The sequence below is a fragment of the Sphingomonas sp. 8AM genome (assembly GCF_902506455.1).
Taxonomy (GTDB): domain Bacteria; phylum Pseudomonadota; class Alphaproteobacteria; order Sphingomonadales; family Sphingomonadaceae; genus Sphingomonas.
The window spans coordinates 206,726-222,422 of the sequence record NZ_LR733844.1 but is presented as its reverse complement, the minus strand read 5'-3'; the positions used below and the strand labels follow the sequence as shown (position 1 = coordinate 222,422).

Below are 15,697 nucleotides of genomic sequence, written 5' to 3'. Positions count from 1 at the left end.
TCGCTCAGCTGAGACCGTAGGGCGCCCAGGCCTTCACCGCGGCGGTGTCGGCCTTCGACAGCACCTTGGTGCGGCGATTCTGGCGAATGTACTTGGCGTTGTGGCTCATCAGGCGGTGGCGCTTGCCAGCGACGCCGTGCTTGAGAAGGCCGGTGGCCGTCAGCTTGAAGCGCTTTTTCACGCCACTCTTGGTCTTGAGCTTGGGCATTTTCGTCCTTTCTGCTGCGCGACTCGACTGAGACGGCCGCGGCAGCCCTCGTTGGCCGGGCCGTCCGTATCCGCCGATCGCTCGGGAAGCGGGCCGCATAGCGAGACATCGCCCGGAAAGCAACCGCCGAGGGGGAGCGGGCGCAGGGAACCCGCGCGGCGATTTCGCGATTGTACCGCGATGGCAACGACCGCACCCGCGCCGCAGACGAAACCGCGCTGGCGGCGCATTGCGCGCAACGTCGCGATGGTGCTGGTCGCGATCCTCGCCGCGATCTGGCTGGTGCTGTTCGTCACCAAGGGCCGGTTCCTGAAAGGAACGTTCGAGCGCGTTGTCGGCGGGCTGACCAACCGCCCGGTCACGGTGGGCGGCGACTTCCAGCTCTATTTCGCGCCGCTCGCGATCAAATTCTATGCCGAGAAGCTCGCGATCGCCAATCCGGCGTGGGCGGCGCGGCCGTATCTGTTCACCGCCGACCGGATCGATACGCGCATCGCGCCGCTGTCGCTGCTGTTCGGCAAACGGCGGCTCTACTGGCTCGACCTGACCAACGGCGCGGTCGACCTCGAATGGACGAAGGCGCACGACCACAATAGCTGGACGTTCAGCGAGAAGAAGGGTGGCAAGCCGCTCGACCTGCCGCGCATCGACCGTGCGACCGTCACCGGCACACAGGTCCGCTATCTCGATCCGCGGCTGCAATTGCTCACCGACGTCAAGCTCGACACGATCCGCTCGACGGATGCGCGGATCGGCGAGGCGGTCGGGCTGGACGGCGGTGGGCGGTTGCGGGGCACGCCCTTCACCGTCGTCGCGCGGCTGCTGTCGCCCGACGCCACCGTGGCGCGCGGCAAGAACGAGCTGGTGATGCGCGCACGTGCGGCGGGCAACACGCTCGACGTCGCGGGCACCTTGCCGAGCATCGCGGCGTTCGAGAACGTGCCGCTGGCGGTGCAGGCGCGCGGACGCAATCTCGCGACTTTGCTCGACATCATCGGCGTCGCGATCCCGAACACGCGCACCTATCGCCTGCGCGCGCAACTGGTGCAGAGTGGGCCGGAATATCGCTTCACGCATCTGCGCGGGACGTTCGGCGACAGCGATGTCCGCGGGCGGCTGACGATCGCCAATCGCGCGCGGCTCCACCTCGATTCGGAACTGACCACGCGCCAGCTCGACATCGTCGATGCCGCGCCGTTCATCGGCTACAATCCCGATATCGTCGCGACCAAGGGCGCGATCGCCGCCGCCGCCGCGACCGGTGCGGCGCCCGCGCGCGTCCTGCCCGAGGCCGCGCTGCCGATCGCGACGATGCAGCGCTTCGACGCCGATCTGAAATGGCATATCGACCGCGTCCGGTCGAAACGGCTGCCGATCGAGAACATCGACATGGTGCTCGATCTCGAACGCGGGCGGCTGGCACTGTCGCCGCTCACGATGTCGATGGCTCGCGGCAACCTCGCCACCGACACCGTCTTCGATACGCGCCAGCGACCGAGTGCGGTGAGTTACGACGTGCGGCTCGCCCCCACCCCGCTCGGGCGGTTGCTCGCGGGCTATGGCGTCGCCGAATCGGGGACCAGCGGCACGATCCGCGGGCGCATCCAGTTGAAGGGGCGCGGGGATACGATCCATGATTCGCTCTCTACCGCCAATGGGCGGATCGCCTTCGTCATCCCGAACGGCAGCCTGTGGACACGCAACGTCCAGCTCGCCGAGATCGACCTGGGCGTGTTCATCCAGAAGATGTTCGAGCAGGAGTTGAAGGAGCCGGTGCAGATCAACTGCGGGCTGGTCGCCTTCACCGTCCGCAACGGCGTCGCGGCGACCGACCCGATCCTGATCGACACGAAGAAGAACGTCATCCTCGGCAACGGCGGCTTCAGCTTCCGGAGCGAGGCGCTCGACCTCGCCTTCCGCGCTGATGCCAAGAAGTTCAGCCTGTTCTCGGGCCAGTCGCCGGTCGGGGTCAGCGGCTATTTCGCGACGCCGTCGCTCAACGTGATCTCGCCGCAGCTGGTGGCGCGCGCCGGGGCGGGGCTGGGGCTGGCGATCGTCGCGACGCCGGTCGCCGCGCTGCTGGCGTTCGTCGATCCGGGTGACGCCAAGGCGGCGCAATGCGGACCGGTGCTCGCCGCCAGGCCCGCCGCAGCGCAGCGCGACAAGGACGGCAAGCCGCGCAAGGATGTCGGCGCCGGCAAGGTCGAGGGAACCAAGCGCAAGAAATTCCTGGGCATCTTCTGAGGTGCGCGCCTTCGCCGCCCTGCTCGACGCGCTGATCTACACGCGGTCGCGCAACGCCAAGCTGAAGCTGATCGGCGATTACCTGCGCGACACGCCCGACCCGGATCGCGGCTGGGCGATGGCGGCGCTGACCGACGAGCTGGACCTGCCCGGGGTCAAGCCGGCGGTGATCCGCGCGCTCGTCGAGTCGCGGGTCGATCCGGTGCTGTTCCGGATGAGCCGCGACTATGTCGGCGATACTGCCGAGACGGTGGCGCTGCTGTGGCCGGAGCCCGATCATCCGCCCGAAACCGTCGCGCCGTTGACGGTTGCGAACGTCGTCGACCGGCTCGCGCATCTGTCGCGCTCGGATGCACCGGCCGCGCTGGCCGCGATGCTCGACCAGTCGGACGCCGAGGAGCGGTTCGCGCTGCTCAAGATGGCAACCGGTGGCTTACGCGTCGGTGTGTCGTCGCGGCTCGCCAAACAGGCGCTGGCGGATGCGTTCGGGCTCGATGTCGAGGCGGTCGAGGAGGTGTGGCACGGGCTCGAGCCGCCCTACCCGACGCTGTTCGCCTGGGCGGAGGGCACCGGCGCGCAGCCCACTGCCGCCGACGTGCCGGTGTTTCGCCCGTTCATGCTCGCGCATCCGCTCGACGACCTGCGCGTCGACCTCGCCGATTATGCCGCGGAGTGGAAATGGGACGGCATCCGCGTCCAGCTCGTCCATGTTGCGGGCGAGACGCGGCTCTACAGCCGCACCGGCGACGATGTGACGCGCGCCTTCCCCGATGTCGCCGCCGCGTTCGCGACGCATGGCGTCGTTGACGGCGAGCTGATGGTACGGGGCGACTTTCAGGGCGGCGAGGCGGGCAGCTTCAATGCATTGCAACAACGGCTCGGGCGCAAGGTCGTGTCGGCGAAGATGCTTGCCGAAGCGCCGGCGTTCGTGCGGCTCTACGATATCCTGTTCGACGGCACCGAGGATCTGCGCGCGCTGCCATGGACCGAGCGGCGCGGGCGGCTGGAGGCGTTCGCGGCGCGGCTCGATCCGGAGCGCTTCGATCTCAGCCGGGTGATCGAGGCGGAGGATTTCACCGCGCTGGAGGCGATCCGGGTTGGCGCGCGCGACGCGGCGATCGAGGGCATGATGCTCAAGCGCCGTGATTCGCCCTATGTCGCGGGGCGGCGCGCCGGTCTGTGGTACAAATGGAAGCGCGATCCGCTGACCGCCGATTGCGTGATGATGTACGCGCAGCGCGGCAACGGGCGGCGCTCGAGCTGGTACAGCGATTATACCTTCGGCTGCTGGACCGAGGACGGCGAGCTGCTGCCGGTCGGCAAGGCGTATCAGGGGATCACCGACCAGGAGATCGCGCAGCTCGACCGGTTCGTGCGCCAGCATACGCTTAACCGGTTTGGACCGGTGCGGGAGGTCGAGAAGACATTGGTGCTGGAGATCGCGTTCGATTCGATCCACGAATCGAAGCGGCACAAATCGGGGCTGGCGATGCGCTTTCCGCGGATTGCGCGGATCAGGACCGACAAGCCGGCAGCGGAGGCGGATACGCTGGCGGGGCTGAAGAAGCTGGTGACCTGACTCCATCGTCATTGCGAGCGCAGCGAAGCAATCCAGGGCAGCGCGCGGAACACTGGATTGCTTCGCTGCGCCCGCAATGACGGCAGTGGCAACCTGCACCCTCTGTCCCCCACCCCGCGCTTCTGGCAAAGCGCACCACCATGAGCTTCAACACCTTCGGCCGCGTCTTCCGTTTCACCACCTGGGGCGAGAGCCACGGCCCGGCGCTCGGCGCGGTGGTCGACGGGTGTCCGCCGGGAATCGCGCTGACCGAGGCCGACATCCAGCCGTGGCTCGACCGCCGTCGCCCCGGCCAGTCGCGCTTTACGACGCAGCGTCAGGAGCCCGATCAGGTCCGCATCCTCTCCGGCGTGTTCGAGGGGCGCACCACCGGCACGCCGATCAGCCTGATGATCGAGAATGTCGACCAGCGCTCGAAGGACTATTCGGCGATCGCGCAGGCGTATCGCCCCGGACACGCCGATTATGCCTATGACGCCAAATACGGCTTCCGCGACTATCGCGGCGGCGGCCGCTCCTCGGCGCGCGAGACCGCGGCGCGGGTTGCGGCCGGCGCAGTGGCGCGCGCGGTGGTGCCGCAGGTCCGCGTGCGCGCCTGGGTGGAGGCGATCGGTGGTGACGCGATCGACTATGCCGCGTTTGACGATGCGCAGATCGATGCCAACCCGTTCTTCTGCCCCGATGCCGGTGCTGCCGCGCGCTGGGAGACGAAGATGGACGCCGCGCGCAAGGCCGGTTCGTCGCTGGGCGCGGTGATCGCGTGCGAGGCGACCGGCGTCCCGGCCGGCTGGGGTGCGCCGCTCTATGCCAAGCTCGACAGCGAACTCGCCGCCGCGTGCATGTCGATCAACGCGGTCAAGGGCGTCGAGATCGGCGACGGCTTCGCAGCCGCCGCGTTGTCGGGTGAGCAGAATGCCGATCCGATGCGCCCCGGCGCGGACGGCACGCCCGACTTCCTCGCCAACCACGCCGGCGGGATTGCGGGCGGGATCGCGACCGGGCAGCCCGTGCGTGTCCGCGTCGCGTTCAAGCCGACCAGCTCGATCCTGACGCCCGTCCCGAGCATCGCCCGCGACGGCACCGCGACCGAGGTGATGACCAGGGGCCGCCACGACCCGTGCGTCGGCATCCGCGGCGTGCCGGTGGTGGAGGCGATGGTCGCGCTGGTGCTCGCCGATCAGGCGTTGCTGCACCGCGCCCAATGTGGCATGAGTTAGGCGATCCGCGCCGATTGTCAGGAACGTTCGACGTTCGCGCATCGTTGACGAGCCATTCCACATAAGGAGAGGTTCGATGCGTACTTATATCGCGATGACCGCCGCTGCCCTGTTGCTCCCCGCCGCTGCGATGGCGCAGACGACCGGCGCCGGGGGCACGATGGGCCAGACCGGCGGATCAATGGGTGGCACGATGCAGCCCGGCGGTACGATCGGCGGCACGCCGGGTCAGCCCGGCGGTACGATGGGCGGCTCGACGATGGGCGGCTCCACGATGGACCCGATGACCACCGCGCCGCAGACCACCACGCCGAGCACGTCCACCGATCGCAGCACGACGACCACGCGCTCGTCACGCCGCGCCCGCAACCACAGCACGACGACGACCGGCCCGGACGCGGTGACCAACTCGCGTACCACGATGGGCCAGCCGCAGCAGGGCCAGCCGACCGAGGCGACCAACACGCCGCCGGATCAGCTGCCGCAGGGTGGTGCAGCCGGCACCGCGACCCAGCCGGGGCCGCGCAACTAAGCTGCGCTTCGTCGTCCCGGGCTTGACCCGGGACGATGCGGCGTGTGGCGGGCGGTGACGCCGGCCAGGTCCGTCATTGCGAGCGAAGCGAAGCAATCCAGGGTTGGATCAGGACGCCCTGGATTGCTTCGCTTCGCTCGCAATGACGCTTCCTATGTGCAGCTCGAACGGCGACGGGGACACCCCCGTCGCCATTCGTCGTTTCTCAATCCGCGAACGGATCGCGGACGAGGATCGTGTCCGCCCGCTCCGGGCTGGTCGACACCAGCGCCACCGGGCAGCGGATCAGTTCCTCGACGCGGCGGATGTACTTGATCGCCTGTGCCGGCAGATCGGCCCAGCTCCGCGCGCCGGCGGTCGACTCCTGCCAGCCCGGCATCGTCTCATAGACCGGCTCGACCAGCGCCTGATCGGCGGCATGGGCGGGATAATAATCGATCACTTGCCCGCGCAGGCGATAGCCGGTGCAGATCTTCACTTCCTCGAACCCGTCGAGCACGTCGATCTTGGTCAGCGCGATCCCGGTGATCCCGCCGACCGCCGCCGATTGCCGGACCAGCACCGCATCGAACCAGCCGCAACGGCGCTTGCGCCCGGTGACGGTGCCGAACTCATGCCCGCGCGTCCCCAGCCGCTCGCCGGTCGCATCTTCCAGCTCGGTCGGGAAAGGCCCCGATCCGACGCGCGTGGTGTAGGCCTTGGCGATCCCCAGCACGAAGCCGACCGCCGCCGGCCCGAGACCCGACCCGCCCGCGGCGCTGCCGGCGATGGTGTTCGACGAGGTGACAAACGGATAGGTGCCGTGGTCGATGTCGAGCAGCACGCCCTGCGCGCCCTCGAACAGGATGCGCTTGCCCGCCTCCTTGGCGATGTTGAGATCGCGCCACACCGGGCGTGCGAACTGGAGCACGAACGCGGCGATGTCGCGCAGCTCGGCGACCAGCGCCTCGCGGTCGATCGGCGGCTCGCCGAACCCGGCGCGCAGCGCGTCGTGATGCGCGGTCAGCCGGTCGAGCTGCGGGCCGAGATCGTCGAGATGCGCCAGATCGCAGACGCGGATCGCGCGCCGGCCGACCTTGTCCTCATAAGCCGGGCCGATCCCGCGCCGCGTGGTGCCGATCTTGCCCGCGCCGCTCGCATCCTCGCGCAGTCCGTCGAGATCGCGGTGGAACGGCAGGATCAGCGCGCAATTGTCGGCGATACGCAGCGTTTCCGGCGTGGCGGTGACGCCCTGCGCGCCCAGCCGCTCGATCTCCGCCTTCAGCGCCCACGGATCGAGCACCACGCCATTTCCGATCACCGACGGCGTCCCGCGCACGATCCCCGACGGCAGCAGCGAGAGCTTGTAGACGTTTTCCCCGACGACGAGCGTGTGCCCGGCATTGTGCCCGCCCTGGAAGCGGACGACCATGTCGGCGCGCTCCGCCAGCCAGTCGACGATCTTGCCCTTGCCCTCGTCGCCCCATTGCGCGCCGATGACTGCCACATTTGCCATGGATGCGATTCCCCGCCTGCCGCTGCGAACCCGCGCGCCCTTCGACAGGACTCGGCACGCGGGCGGTTCAGGAATGTCGGGGGCGCGGGTTCGCAGCGGCAGGCGGATCGCCACCCTCCCCGCCGACCACCTCTTCGTCGAGGGCGGCGCGCAGACCGCCGCCGCCTTTCTCCGGGCGAAGCTCGTCGATCGTCTGCTCCTCTATCGCGCGCCGATCCTGATCGGCGGCGGCCGCACGCTCGCCGATATCGGGCTTGGCGACCTCGCCGACGCACACGGCCGCTGGACCCTCGCCGAACAGCGCCAGCTTGGCAGCGACCGGCTCGAAGTCTACGAGCGCGCCTGAAAGGCCAAACTTATGTTCACCGGCATCGTCACCGACATCGGCACCATCCGCCAGATCGAGCAGCGCGGCGACACGCGCGTCGTGATCGCCACCGGCTATGACGTGGCGACGATCGACCTAGGCGCGTCGATTTCCTGTTCGGGTATCTGCCTGACGGTGGTCGACAAGGCGCCCGGCTGGTTCGCGGTCGATGTCTCCAACGAGACGCGGAGCCGCACGGCGCAGGGCCAGTGGACCGAGGGGCGCCCGCTCAACCTCGAACGCGCGATGAAGCTGGGCGACGAACTCGGCGGGCATATCGTTACCGGCCATATCGACGGCGTTGCCGAGGTCACCGATGTCACCGCCGACGGCGACTCGCGCCGGATCGCGTTCCGGATCACGCCCGAGCTGGCGCCGTTCCTCGCCCCCAAGGGGTCGGTGACGATCGACGGCGTGTCGCTGACCGTCAACGCGGTGGAGGATGCCGCGAACGACACGCTGTTCACCGTCAACCTGATCCCGCACACGCAGGCGGTCACGACGCTGGGCGCGCTGAAGGCCGGGCACGCCGTCAACGTCGAGATCGACGTCCTCGCCCGCTATCTGCAACGCATGGAGCATTATCGTGGCCGCTAAGTCCGCCGAACTCGCGCGTCTGCGCCACGGCTATCTGTCGACGCCCGAGGAGATCATCGACGAGGCGCGCAACGGCAGGATGTTCATCCTGGTCGACGACGAGGATCGCGAGAACGAGGGCGATCTCGTCATCCCCGCGCAGATGGCGACGCCCGAGAAGATCAACTTCATGGCCCGCCACGGCCGCGGGCTGATCTGCCTGGCGATGACCAAGTCCCGCGTCGAGGAACTCGGGCTGGACCTGATGAGCCGCAACAACGGCACCCGCCACGAAACCGCCTTCACCGTCTCGATCGAGGCGCGCGAGGGCGTGACGACCGGGATCTCCGCCGCCGACCGCGCGTGCACGATTGCGGTGGCGATCGATTCGACCAAGGACCGCACCGACATCGTCACGCCGGGTCACGTCTTCCCGCTGGTCGCGCGCGACGGCGGCGTGCTGGTGCGCGCCGGCCATACCGAGGCGGCGGTCGACGTCTCGCGGCTTGCCGGGCTCAATCCCTCGGGCGTGATCTGCGAGATCATGAACGAGGACGGCACGATGGCGCGCCTCGACGATCTCGTCTCGTTCGCGCAGCTCCACAATCTCAAGATCGGCACGATCCGCGACCTCATCGCCTATCGCCGCCGCCACGATCATCTGGTCGAGCTGGTCAGCGAGGCGCCGTTCACCAGCCGCTGGGGCGGCGACTGGACCGTCCGTGCCTATCGCAACAAGGCGACCGGCACCGAGCAGGTCGCGCTGGTCAAGGGCCGCGTCGATCCGTCGCGCCCGACGCTGGTGCGGATGCACGCGCTGTCGCCCTTCGCCGACCTCTTCGGCGAGGAGGGCGAGCGCAGCCGGATGCTCTCGCGCTCGATGGAGCTGATCGCCGCGGAAGGCGCGGGCGTGATCGTCGTCATCAACCGCCAGCGCGCCGATTCCTTCACCACGGCGGTGCGGCTGAAGGCAGGCGAGCAGGCGTCGGTCGATATGGAGGAATTGCGCGACTATGGCGTCGGCGCGATGATCCTCGCGGAACTGGGCGTGCACGACATGGTGCTGCTCACCAACACCCATCACACATTGGTCGGGCTCGACGGCTACGGGCTGTCGATCGTCGGCGAACGGAAGGTTGATTGATGGTTAACGTCCTCATCGTCGAAGCGCGCTTCTACAATCATCTCAACGACATGCTGGTCGCTGGCGCCACGGCGGCGGTCGAGGCCGCCGGACATCGCGCCGAGGTGCTGACGGTGCCCGGCGCGCTCGAAGTCCCCGGCGCGATCGCGCTGGCAGCGGAGAGCGGGCGCTACGACGCGTTCGTCGCGCTCGGCGTCGTGATCCGCGGCGAAACCTATCATTTCGAGATCGTCGCCAACGAAAGCGCGCGCGGGATCATGGCGCTGACCATGGACGGCGTGCCGATCGGCAATGGCATCCTGACCACCGAGAACGAGGCGCAGGCGATCGTCCGCGCCGATCCCGCACAACTCGACAAGGGCGGCGCGGCGGCAAAGGCGGCGCTGGCGATGCTCGACCTGAAAGAGCGGCTGGGCTGAGCCTCCGTCATCCCGGGCGCGCCCCGGGATCCCGCTTCGCCTCGACACGGCTGAAGCGGGCCCCGGAGAGGCGGCAGGACGAAATGCTCAGCGACGTGCGAGCAACAGGTCGGACGTCTTGGTAATGATGAAGGCGTCGGTGGTCCCGAATGCCGCATCGACCGCCGCTGCCAGTCTCGCAACCGCGCCGGGCGTCTCCGCTTCGGGCAGGCTGGTGAGATAGCCCAGCAGATCGACCGGGTCGGTCACGCGCAAGGTGTCGTCGTAGCGACGCACCTCAACCTCGCCGAACTGTTCCTGCATCAGCGCCATTCCGTCCTCGGACGACAAGGGAGCCGGACGGGCCGACGGGCGGCCGAGTGCCCGCTCCACGAGCCCGCTCAGTTCCGCCATCGTCCCGGACCGGTTGAGCACGACGGCCACCGTTCCGCCTGGCCGCGTGACGCGCGCCAGCTCGGCCAGTCCCGCGGCGGGGTCGGCAAGATGGTAGAGCATGTGGATCGCCAGCGCCGTATCGACCCCGCCGTTGGCGAGCGGCAATGCGACTGCATCGCCCACGACGGCTTCGACGTCGCGCCAGCGCCCGGCGGCGGCGCGCGCCGCCGCTTCCGCCGCCGTCACCATCCCGGGCGAGGTGTCGATGAGCCGCAATACCAGATCATCGGGCACCGTGCGGGGTGCCGATCGCCACAATGCGCCAGCACCGCATCCGACATCGGCCACGACGCTGCCCGGCGTGAACGCGATCTCCTCGGCCAGCCACGCGAACCAGTCGTCGCGACCGTACCGGCGATGAAGGACCGCGCGCGCCTCCAGCCGGTCGGGGAAGCGGTACTGGACCTCGCGCAGATAGTGCGCCTCGTTGTCGGTCATCGTTGCTCGGGACGTGGCATGACGATGGGTGAGGCTCTAGAACATTCACGGGCGCGGCGGCAGTCCTGCGCCGACCGACAATGGTGACATGGGCGTCCTCACATACATGTCACCGGGCCGCCGGCCTTCCCCTGCGACTTGGCGCACAGCAGGATCGGGTGCGTGTCGACCAGCCGTAGCGCGCGCACCATCTTCGCGGTCGCGGTCTTGTAGGTCAGGAAATGCGGCGCGCGGATGTGCGCTTCATAGGCGGCGTGGCTGGCGTAGACCTCGAGCAGTCTGATCTGCGTCGGATCGTCCGCGATCTGGACGGAATGGAGCATCAGCACGCCCGGCTCCGTGCGAACCGACGCTTCCTGCTCGGTAGCCAGGATCGTCTTGTAGGCGTCGAGCTGCGCCGGATCGACCGACACCTCGGCAATCCGCACCATCATGCCGGGATTGCCCGGCGCAGCCTGTGCCGTCCCGGCGCTGGCCAGCGCCAGCACCGCGCCGCCTGCCTTGCGGATCATGTCTCTCATCTCGCCCTCCTGCGGTCGCATCGCCGCCGCAAACAGCCTAGAACCATCCACCTGACGCGTCTGCCCCGCTTCGGTGGCAGCCTGTCACGAGGACGCGCCAATGAATGAAGCGTCGTCGGCCACGACCGCGCTGGCCGCGGCGGAGCGGCTTTTCCGGGACGGTGCGGTGGGAGAGGGCGAGGACATCGCTGCCTTCCTCGACCGGTTCGCGGCGCGGCTGGCGCGCGCCTATCATCATGGCGAGCTGTCCTATGCGGTGTGCGACAGCATCGCAGGCGATCTATGGGCGTTGCTGCAGGGCCTGTGGCTGGACGGTGTCGCGCATCGCTGGCCCGCGCTGTTCCAGCAGGTCCATGAGGCGTTCGACGCCGGGGCCTATCACGCGCGCGCCGATGGCTCCGACGATCCGGTCGCGACCTATACCGACCCGGCGATCGCCGCGATCGTGGCGGCGCTCGACGGCGCGAATTGACGCTGTCCTACACGCGCCAACGCGCGGCATGGCAGGCGCATGATCGCTCCTGCACCAATGTTGAGAAAAGCCGCCAGCGTCTCAACATTCGCAACATTCGCAGGGTCAGTCGAGCCGTTCGATCAGCGCCATTGCGGCCTGCGGCGCACGCACTTTCGCACCATTTATCATGAAGATGAACGTGTCGCGCGGGCGCACCGGCGCAGGGTCGGCAACATAGGGCAGGCCGTCGGGGCTCCCGCCCGCCGCCCAGTCCCGCGCGACGTCGCGCCAACGATCGAGCGCCGCGGGGGCATAGCCGGTCGGCTCCTCCTCGCGCGCATCCTCGAGCCGCGCATAGACGAAGTCGCCGGACACATCCGCCAGCGCCGGGTAATCGGCCGAATCGCCGTGGACGATCGCGACGCCGGCGGCGCGGCACAAGGCGACGAACTCGGGCGTCGCAAAGCTGTCGTGCCGCACCTGGATCGCATGGCGCAGCGGTACGCCGGCCTCGCTGGCGGGCAGCAACTTGAGGAAGGCGGCGATGTCATCGGCATCGAACTTCCGCGTTGCGGGCAATTGCCACAGGATCGGGCCGAGCATGTCACCCAGCTCGACGATCCCCTGTCCGACGAAGCGCGCGATCGACTCGCCCGCCTCGGCCAGCACCTTGCGCGTCACGCAATAGCGCGACGCCTTGAGCGCGAAGACGAACCCTTCCGGCGCGGTGTCGCGCCAGACGGCGAAGGTCGCGGGCTTGAACGACGAATAGAAGGTGCCGTTGACCTCGATCGCGGTAACGTGACGGCTGGCATATTCCAGCTCGCGCTTCTGCGGCCATTTCTCGGGATAGAAGGTCCCGCGCCACGGCTCGTAGGTCCAGCCGCCGATGCCCACACGAATCGAAGAAGCCGTCATCGCACCGGCGTGCCGGGTTGCCGCGTTTTTGTCGAGCCGGCGCGGCGCGCGGCGGCATGCGCCTCGGCGCGGGTCAGCAGTGCGTCGAGATCCTCGGGGGCGATGTCGAACGTCTCGTGCAGGTCGGCGAGCGCCGCGTCGATATCGGCGGCGTGCAGCCCCGGCGCGGGCGCCGCGACCGGTGCGGCGGCGCGGTGCGGATAGCTGTGGCGGGTCATGCGATGATAGAGGATGCCCAGCGCGACCAGCGCGACCGAGTTGATCCCGACTGGCGCGAACGCGAAGGTCCAGCCCGCGGCATGGATGCCGGGGCTGCCGATCACCGCGGTCAGCGCCGCCGCGCCGCCGGGCGGGTGGAGACAACGCAGCAGCGACATCGCAAGGATCGCGCCGCCGACCGCGACGCCCGCCGCCAACGCGGTCTGCGGGATCAGGTGATAGGCGGCCACCCCGACCAACGCCGAGATGACGTTGCCGCCGATCACCGACCACGGCTGCGCGAGCGGACTGGCCGGCACCGCGAACACCAGCACCGCCGAGGCGCCGAGCGGCGCGACGATGATCGGCAGATCGGCCTGGCTCAGCGGCAGCCGCGCGCAGACGAGGAACGTCAGCGCAAGGCACAGCGCCGCACCGAGGCAGGCGAGCAACCGGGCCGGCCAATGCGCACCGGCGAGCAGCAGCGAGAAGAACGGCGTCATGCGCGCGCCCGTAGCGCAGCGCCGCCGCGTCGTCACCGTCAATGAGGAATGGTGCGCGCACAGAAGTGTCAAAGGTCCCCGAAGGGAAAGCGCGTTTGTCTGCGGAGAAACTGGAGCGGGCGAAGGGATTCGAACCCTCGACCCCAACCTTGGCAAGGTTGTGCTCTACCCCTGAGCTACGCCCGCTCTGGCGCCGTGATCGGAAGCATTTGGCTGCTTCCGTCGGGTGAGGTGGCGCCACTAGCAGCGGTGTCGGTACCCCGCAACAGCTTTTTTGACGAACCATTGCGTTTTTCCTGCGCCGAATTGACCGGGTCCGGTCCGGCCCCTACGTCCTGCGGGCATGACCGCCCCTACGATCCTGCTTGTCGAGGACGATCCGTCGCTCCGAATGCTCACCGCGCGCGCGCTTCAGGAGAATGGTTTCGCCGTCCGTCCTGCCTCCGCGGCGCCGGAGATGTGGCTGGCGCTCGATTCGGGTCCGGTCGACCTCGTGCTGCTCGACATCATGCTACCGGGAACGAGCGGGATCGATCTGTGCCGCTCGCTGCGGCAAAAGAGCGACGTGCCGATCATCTTCATGTCGGCGCGCGCCAGCGAGACCGACCGCGTGGTCGGGCTGGAGCTGGGTGCGGACGATTATATCGCCAAGCCGTTCGGGACGCGCGAGCTGGTGGCGCGGGTACGCGCGGTGTTGCGGCGGCCGGCGCTCGACCGGCGCGCGGGCGCGGGCGATCAGGGGATGCTGACCTTCGACGGCTGGACAGTGAACCTGCCGCGTCGCGAACTCGCCTCGCCAAGCGGGGCGATCGTCGACCTGACCGGCGCGGAATTCGATCTGCTGGTGGTGCTGGCGGATCATGCTCAGCGCGTGATCGCGCGCGAGCGGCTGATCGAGCTGAGCCGTACGCGGCTGGGCGACAGTTCGGATCGCTCGATCGACGTGCTGGTCAGCCGGCTGCGTCGCAAGTTGGGCAGCGCGGGTGCGCCGGCGCCGATCGTGACGGTGCGCGGGGTCGGCTATATGCTCAACGCGCCGGTCGAGCGCAGCTGAACGCATGACCTTCCTGCGCCGCCCGGCAGTCGGCCTGCTGGGGCAGGTGCTGGGCATCCTGCTCTTGACGCTGGTGATCGAGTTTGGCGCCAGCACCTTGCTGTACGAGCGCGCGAGCGGGTTCGCGGTGCGCGACGACGAGGCGAACCGGCTTGCCGAACATCTGGTCATCAGTCGCCGGCTGATCGCCGAGCGCCCGCAGGTCGAGCGGCCGTCGATGGCGGCGGAACTGACCACAGATCGCTATGCGCTGCAATGGAGCGCGACACTGCCCGCAATTCCGGCAATCGCACCGGCGCTCGACGAGATGCATCGGCAGGTGCTCGAATGGGAACCGTCGCTGGCGGCGACCGACCTGTGGCTGCGATTGCAGTCGCCGGGGCGGCGCTCGGTGGTGACCGGCGGGTTGCGGCTCGATGACGGAAGCTGGCTGTTTTTCCGCACGCGCCAGCCGATCGCCAACCTCAACCTGTCGTTCGAGCGAATCGCGCTGGCGATGGTGCCGGCGATCGCGTTGATGCTGCTGGGCGCGCTTCTGCTGCGGCGCGTGTTGTTGCCGCTGCGGCGGCTGGCGACGGCGGCGGATCGCGTCGGACATGGAATTGTCGAGCATGTTCAGGAGGATGGGCCGGGCGAGGTGCGGCGGGTCATCACCGCGTTCAACCGGATGCAGGACCGGATCCAGGCGTTGATCGCGGGACGGACGCAGGCGCTGGCGGCGGTCGGGCATGATCTGCGCACCCCGCTGGCGCGGCTGCATCTGCGCACCGAAGCGCTGCCGGACATCGAGACGCGCGACGCAATCGTCCGCGATGTCAGTGAGATGGAGGCGATGATCACCTCACTGCTCGCGTTCCTCGGCGGGTCGGCGGACCCGGAGCCGACCAGCGTCGTCGATCTGGCGGTGCTGTGCGCGACGCTGGCCGACGATGCCGAGGATCGCGGGCGGGTCGCCACTTACGTGGGGCCGGACCATTTCGAATGGCGGCTGCGGCGCGTCGGATTCAAGCGTGCGTTGGTCAATCTGGTCGAAAATGCGCTGCACTATGGCGACACGGTCACGATCAGGCTCATCACCGACCGCCCCGGTGCCGTGATTCGCATCGAAGATGACGGTCCGGGAATCCCCGACGATGAGTTGGAGCATGTGCTGGAGCCGTTCGTGCGGCTCGATCCTGCGCGGTCCCGCGATACGGTCGGGTTTGGGCTCGGGCTGCCGATCGTCCAGCTCGCGGTGGCGGATGAGGGCGGGCGATTGACGCTCGCGAACCGTGACGGCGGCGGGCTGTGCGCGGAGATCGCGCTGCCGCCGCAGGAAACGAAATGACACGCACGCGCCGCACGGCAGCAAGGCGGCGCCCGTAAGCCCTGATCGGTTACCATCAGGAGAGACGA

Annotated in this window: 16 protein-coding genes, 1 tRNA gene and 1 pseudogene; 11 read left to right on the top strand and 7 right to left on the bottom strand. The window is 68.7% G+C overall.

Annotation, left to right across the window (positions count from 1 at the left end; translation table 11 throughout):
* Positions 1-4: 4 nt before the first annotated feature.
* Complete coding sequence (gene rpmI / locus BACI71_RS01185) at positions 5-208, bottom strand: 50S ribosomal protein L35 (RefSeq protein ID WP_028967242.1); 204 nt, start codon at positions 206-208, stop codon at positions 5-7.
* Between the two features lie 180 nt (positions 209-388).
* Between rpmI and BACI71_RS01180 the strand changes: the two genes are divergently transcribed.
* The 4 genes from BACI71_RS01180 to BACI71_RS01165 all read left to right on the top strand — a co-directional run bounded on the left by BACI71_RS01180 (position 389) and on the right by BACI71_RS01165 (position 5,780).
* The gene (locus tag BACI71_RS01180) at positions 389-2,452 is read left to right on the top strand and encodes an AsmA family protein (protein ID WP_159753931.1); all 2,064 of its coding nucleotides are present in this window, start codon (positions 389-391) and stop codon (positions 2,450-2,452) included.
* A 1-nt stretch (position 2,453) separates the two neighbouring features.
* Positions 2,454-4,031 carry a cisplatin damage response ATP-dependent DNA ligase gene (locus BACI71_RS01175; protein WP_159753928.1) on the top strand — a complete coding sequence of 526 codons (1,578 nt, stop codon included), beginning with the start codon at positions 2,454-2,456 and terminating at the stop codon, positions 4,029-4,031.
* 140 nt (positions 4,032-4,171) lie between these two features.
* Complete coding sequence (aroC, locus tag BACI71_RS01170; RefSeq protein ID WP_159753925.1) at positions 4,172-5,248, top strand: chorismate synthase; 1,077 nt, start codon at positions 4,172-4,174, stop codon at positions 5,246-5,248.
* Positions 5,249-5,324: 76 nt separating this feature from the next.
* Positions 5,325-5,780, top strand: coding sequence for a hypothetical protein (locus tag BACI71_RS01165; RefSeq protein ID WP_159753922.1), 456 nt, complete (start codon positions 5,325-5,327; stop codon positions 5,778-5,780).
* A gap of 205 nt (positions 5,781-5,985) precedes the next feature.
* Here BACI71_RS01165 and BACI71_RS01160 read toward each other — a convergent pair whose 3' ends face one another.
* Positions 5,986-7,275 (bottom strand): adenylosuccinate synthase, encoded by a 1,290-nt coding sequence (locus tag BACI71_RS01160; protein WP_159753919.1) that lies wholly within the window; start codon positions 7,273-7,275, stop codon positions 5,986-5,988.
* A gap of 106 nt (positions 7,276-7,381) precedes the next feature.
* Between BACI71_RS01160 and BACI71_RS01155 the strand changes: the two are divergent.
* From BACI71_RS01155 to ribH, 4 genes and pseudogenes are all read left to right on the top strand, one after another.
* Positions 7,382-7,621: pseudogene (locus BACI71_RS01155) on the top strand (dihydrofolate reductase family protein); the annotation flags it as partial.
* Positions 7,622-7,633: 12 nt separating this feature from the next.
* Positions 7,634-8,239 carry a riboflavin synthase gene (locus tag BACI71_RS01150; protein ID WP_159753916.1) on the top strand — a complete coding sequence of 202 codons (606 nt, stop codon included), beginning with the start codon at positions 7,634-7,636 and terminating at the stop codon, positions 8,237-8,239.
* Entirely contained in the window at positions 8,229-9,362 is a 1,134-nt protein-coding gene (gene ribB / locus BACI71_RS01145; RefSeq protein ID WP_159753913.1) for a 3,4-dihydroxy-2-butanone-4-phosphate synthase, read from the top strand. Before BACI71_RS01150 ends, ribB begins: the two co-directional genes overlap by 11 nt.
* Positions 9,362-9,781, top strand: a complete 420-nt coding sequence (gene ribH, locus BACI71_RS01140; protein WP_159753910.1) for a 6,7-dimethyl-8-ribityllumazine synthase — start codon at positions 9,362-9,364, stop codon at positions 9,779-9,781. Before ribB ends, ribH begins: the two co-directional genes overlap by 1 nt.
* Positions 9,782-9,868: 87 nt before the next feature.
* Here ribH and BACI71_RS01135 read toward each other — a convergent pair whose 3' ends face one another.
* Entirely contained in the window at positions 9,869-10,654 is a 786-nt protein-coding gene (locus tag BACI71_RS01135; protein WP_159753907.1) for a class I SAM-dependent methyltransferase, read from the bottom strand.
* Between the two features lie 98 nt (positions 10,655-10,752).
* Positions 10,753-11,175 carry a putative quinol monooxygenase gene (locus BACI71_RS01130; protein WP_201297268.1) on the bottom strand — a complete coding sequence of 141 codons (423 nt, stop codon included), beginning with the start codon at positions 11,173-11,175 and terminating at the stop codon, positions 10,753-10,755.
* A gap of 100 nt (positions 11,176-11,275) precedes the next feature.
* Between BACI71_RS01130 and BACI71_RS01125 the strand changes: the two genes are divergently transcribed.
* Entirely contained in the window at positions 11,276-11,647 is a 372-nt protein-coding gene (locus BACI71_RS01125; RefSeq protein ID WP_159753904.1) for a hypothetical protein, read from the top strand.
* A gap of 105 nt (positions 11,648-11,752) precedes the next feature.
* Here the strand turns inward: BACI71_RS01125 and BACI71_RS01120 are convergent, their stop codons facing one another.
* The 3 genes from BACI71_RS01120 to BACI71_RS01110 form a co-directional block, all read right to left on the bottom strand.
* Complete coding sequence (locus BACI71_RS01120; protein WP_159753901.1) at positions 11,753-12,547, bottom strand: DUF72 domain-containing protein; 795 nt, start codon at positions 12,545-12,547, stop codon at positions 11,753-11,755.
* A complete protein-coding gene (locus BACI71_RS01115) occupies positions 12,544-13,248 on the bottom strand; it encodes an HPP family protein (protein ID WP_159753898.1) in 705 nt (234 codons plus the stop codon). Before BACI71_RS01115 ends, BACI71_RS01120 begins: the two co-directional genes overlap by 4 nt.
* 111 nt (positions 13,249-13,359) lie before the next feature.
* A tRNA-Gly gene (locus BACI71_RS01110) sits at positions 13,360-13,434 on the bottom strand.
* A gap of 157 nt (positions 13,435-13,591) precedes the next feature.
* On the opposite strand from BACI71_RS01110, the gene BACI71_RS01105 reads away from it, so the two are divergent.
* Positions 13,592-14,302, top strand: coding sequence for a response regulator transcription factor (locus BACI71_RS01105; RefSeq protein WP_028967327.1), 711 nt, complete (start codon positions 13,592-13,594; stop codon positions 14,300-14,302).
* A gap of 4 nt (positions 14,303-14,306) precedes the next feature.
* On the top strand, positions 14,307-15,629 hold the full coding sequence (locus tag BACI71_RS01100; RefSeq protein ID WP_159753895.1) for an ATP-binding protein: 1,323 nt from the start codon (positions 14,307-14,309) through the stop codon (positions 15,627-15,629).
* Positions 15,630-15,697: the final 68 nt, after the last annotated feature.

What these genes read in the sequence shown, in the direction of transcription:
- rpmI (WP_028967242.1), bottom strand. Translation starts at nt 208, where the DNA reads ATGCCCAAGCTCAAGACCAAGAGTGGCGTGAAAAAGCGCTTCAAGCTG.
- BACI71_RS01180 (WP_159753931.1), top strand. Translation starts at nt 389, where the DNA reads ATGGCAACGACCGCACCCGCGCCGCAGACGAAACCGCGCTGGCGGCGC.
- aroC (WP_159753925.1), top strand. Translation starts at nt 4,172, where the DNA reads ATGAGCTTCAACACCTTCGGCCGCGTCTTCCGTTTCACCACCTGGGGC.
- BACI71_RS01165 (WP_159753922.1), top strand. Translation starts at nt 5,325, where the DNA reads ATGCGTACTTATATCGCGATGACCGCCGCTGCCCTGTTGCTCCCCGCC.
- BACI71_RS01160 (WP_159753919.1), bottom strand. Translation starts at nt 7,275, where the DNA reads ATGGCAAATGTGGCAGTCATCGGCGCGCAATGGGGCGACGAGGGCAAG.
- BACI71_RS01150 (WP_159753916.1), top strand. Translation starts at nt 7,634, where the DNA reads ATGTTCACCGGCATCGTCACCGACATCGGCACCATCCGCCAGATCGAG.
- ribH (WP_159753910.1), top strand. Translation starts at nt 9,362, where the DNA reads ATGGTTAACGTCCTCATCGTCGAAGCGCGCTTCTACAATCATCTCAAC.
- BACI71_RS01135 (WP_159753907.1), bottom strand. Translation starts at nt 10,654, where the DNA reads ATGACCGACAACGAGGCGCACTATCTGCGCGAGGTCCAGTACCGCTTC.
- BACI71_RS01130 (WP_201297268.1), bottom strand. Translation starts at nt 11,175, where the DNA reads ATGAGAGACATGATCCGCAAGGCAGGCGGCGCGGTGCTGGCGCTGGCC.
- BACI71_RS01125 (WP_159753904.1), top strand. Translation starts at nt 11,276, where the DNA reads ATGAATGAAGCGTCGTCGGCCACGACCGCGCTGGCCGCGGCGGAGCGG.
- BACI71_RS01120 (WP_159753901.1), bottom strand. Translation starts at nt 12,547, where the DNA reads ATGACGGCTTCTTCGATTCGTGTGGGCATCGGCGGCTGGACCTACGAG.
- BACI71_RS01115 (WP_159753898.1), bottom strand. Translation starts at nt 13,248, where the DNA reads ATGACGCCGTTCTTCTCGCTGCTGCTCGCCGGTGCGCATTGGCCGGCC.
- BACI71_RS01105 (WP_028967327.1), top strand. Translation starts at nt 13,592, where the DNA reads ATGACCGCCCCTACGATCCTGCTTGTCGAGGACGATCCGTCGCTCCGA.
- BACI71_RS01100 (WP_159753895.1), top strand. Translation starts at nt 14,307, where the DNA reads ATGACCTTCCTGCGCCGCCCGGCAGTCGGCCTGCTGGGGCAGGTGCTG.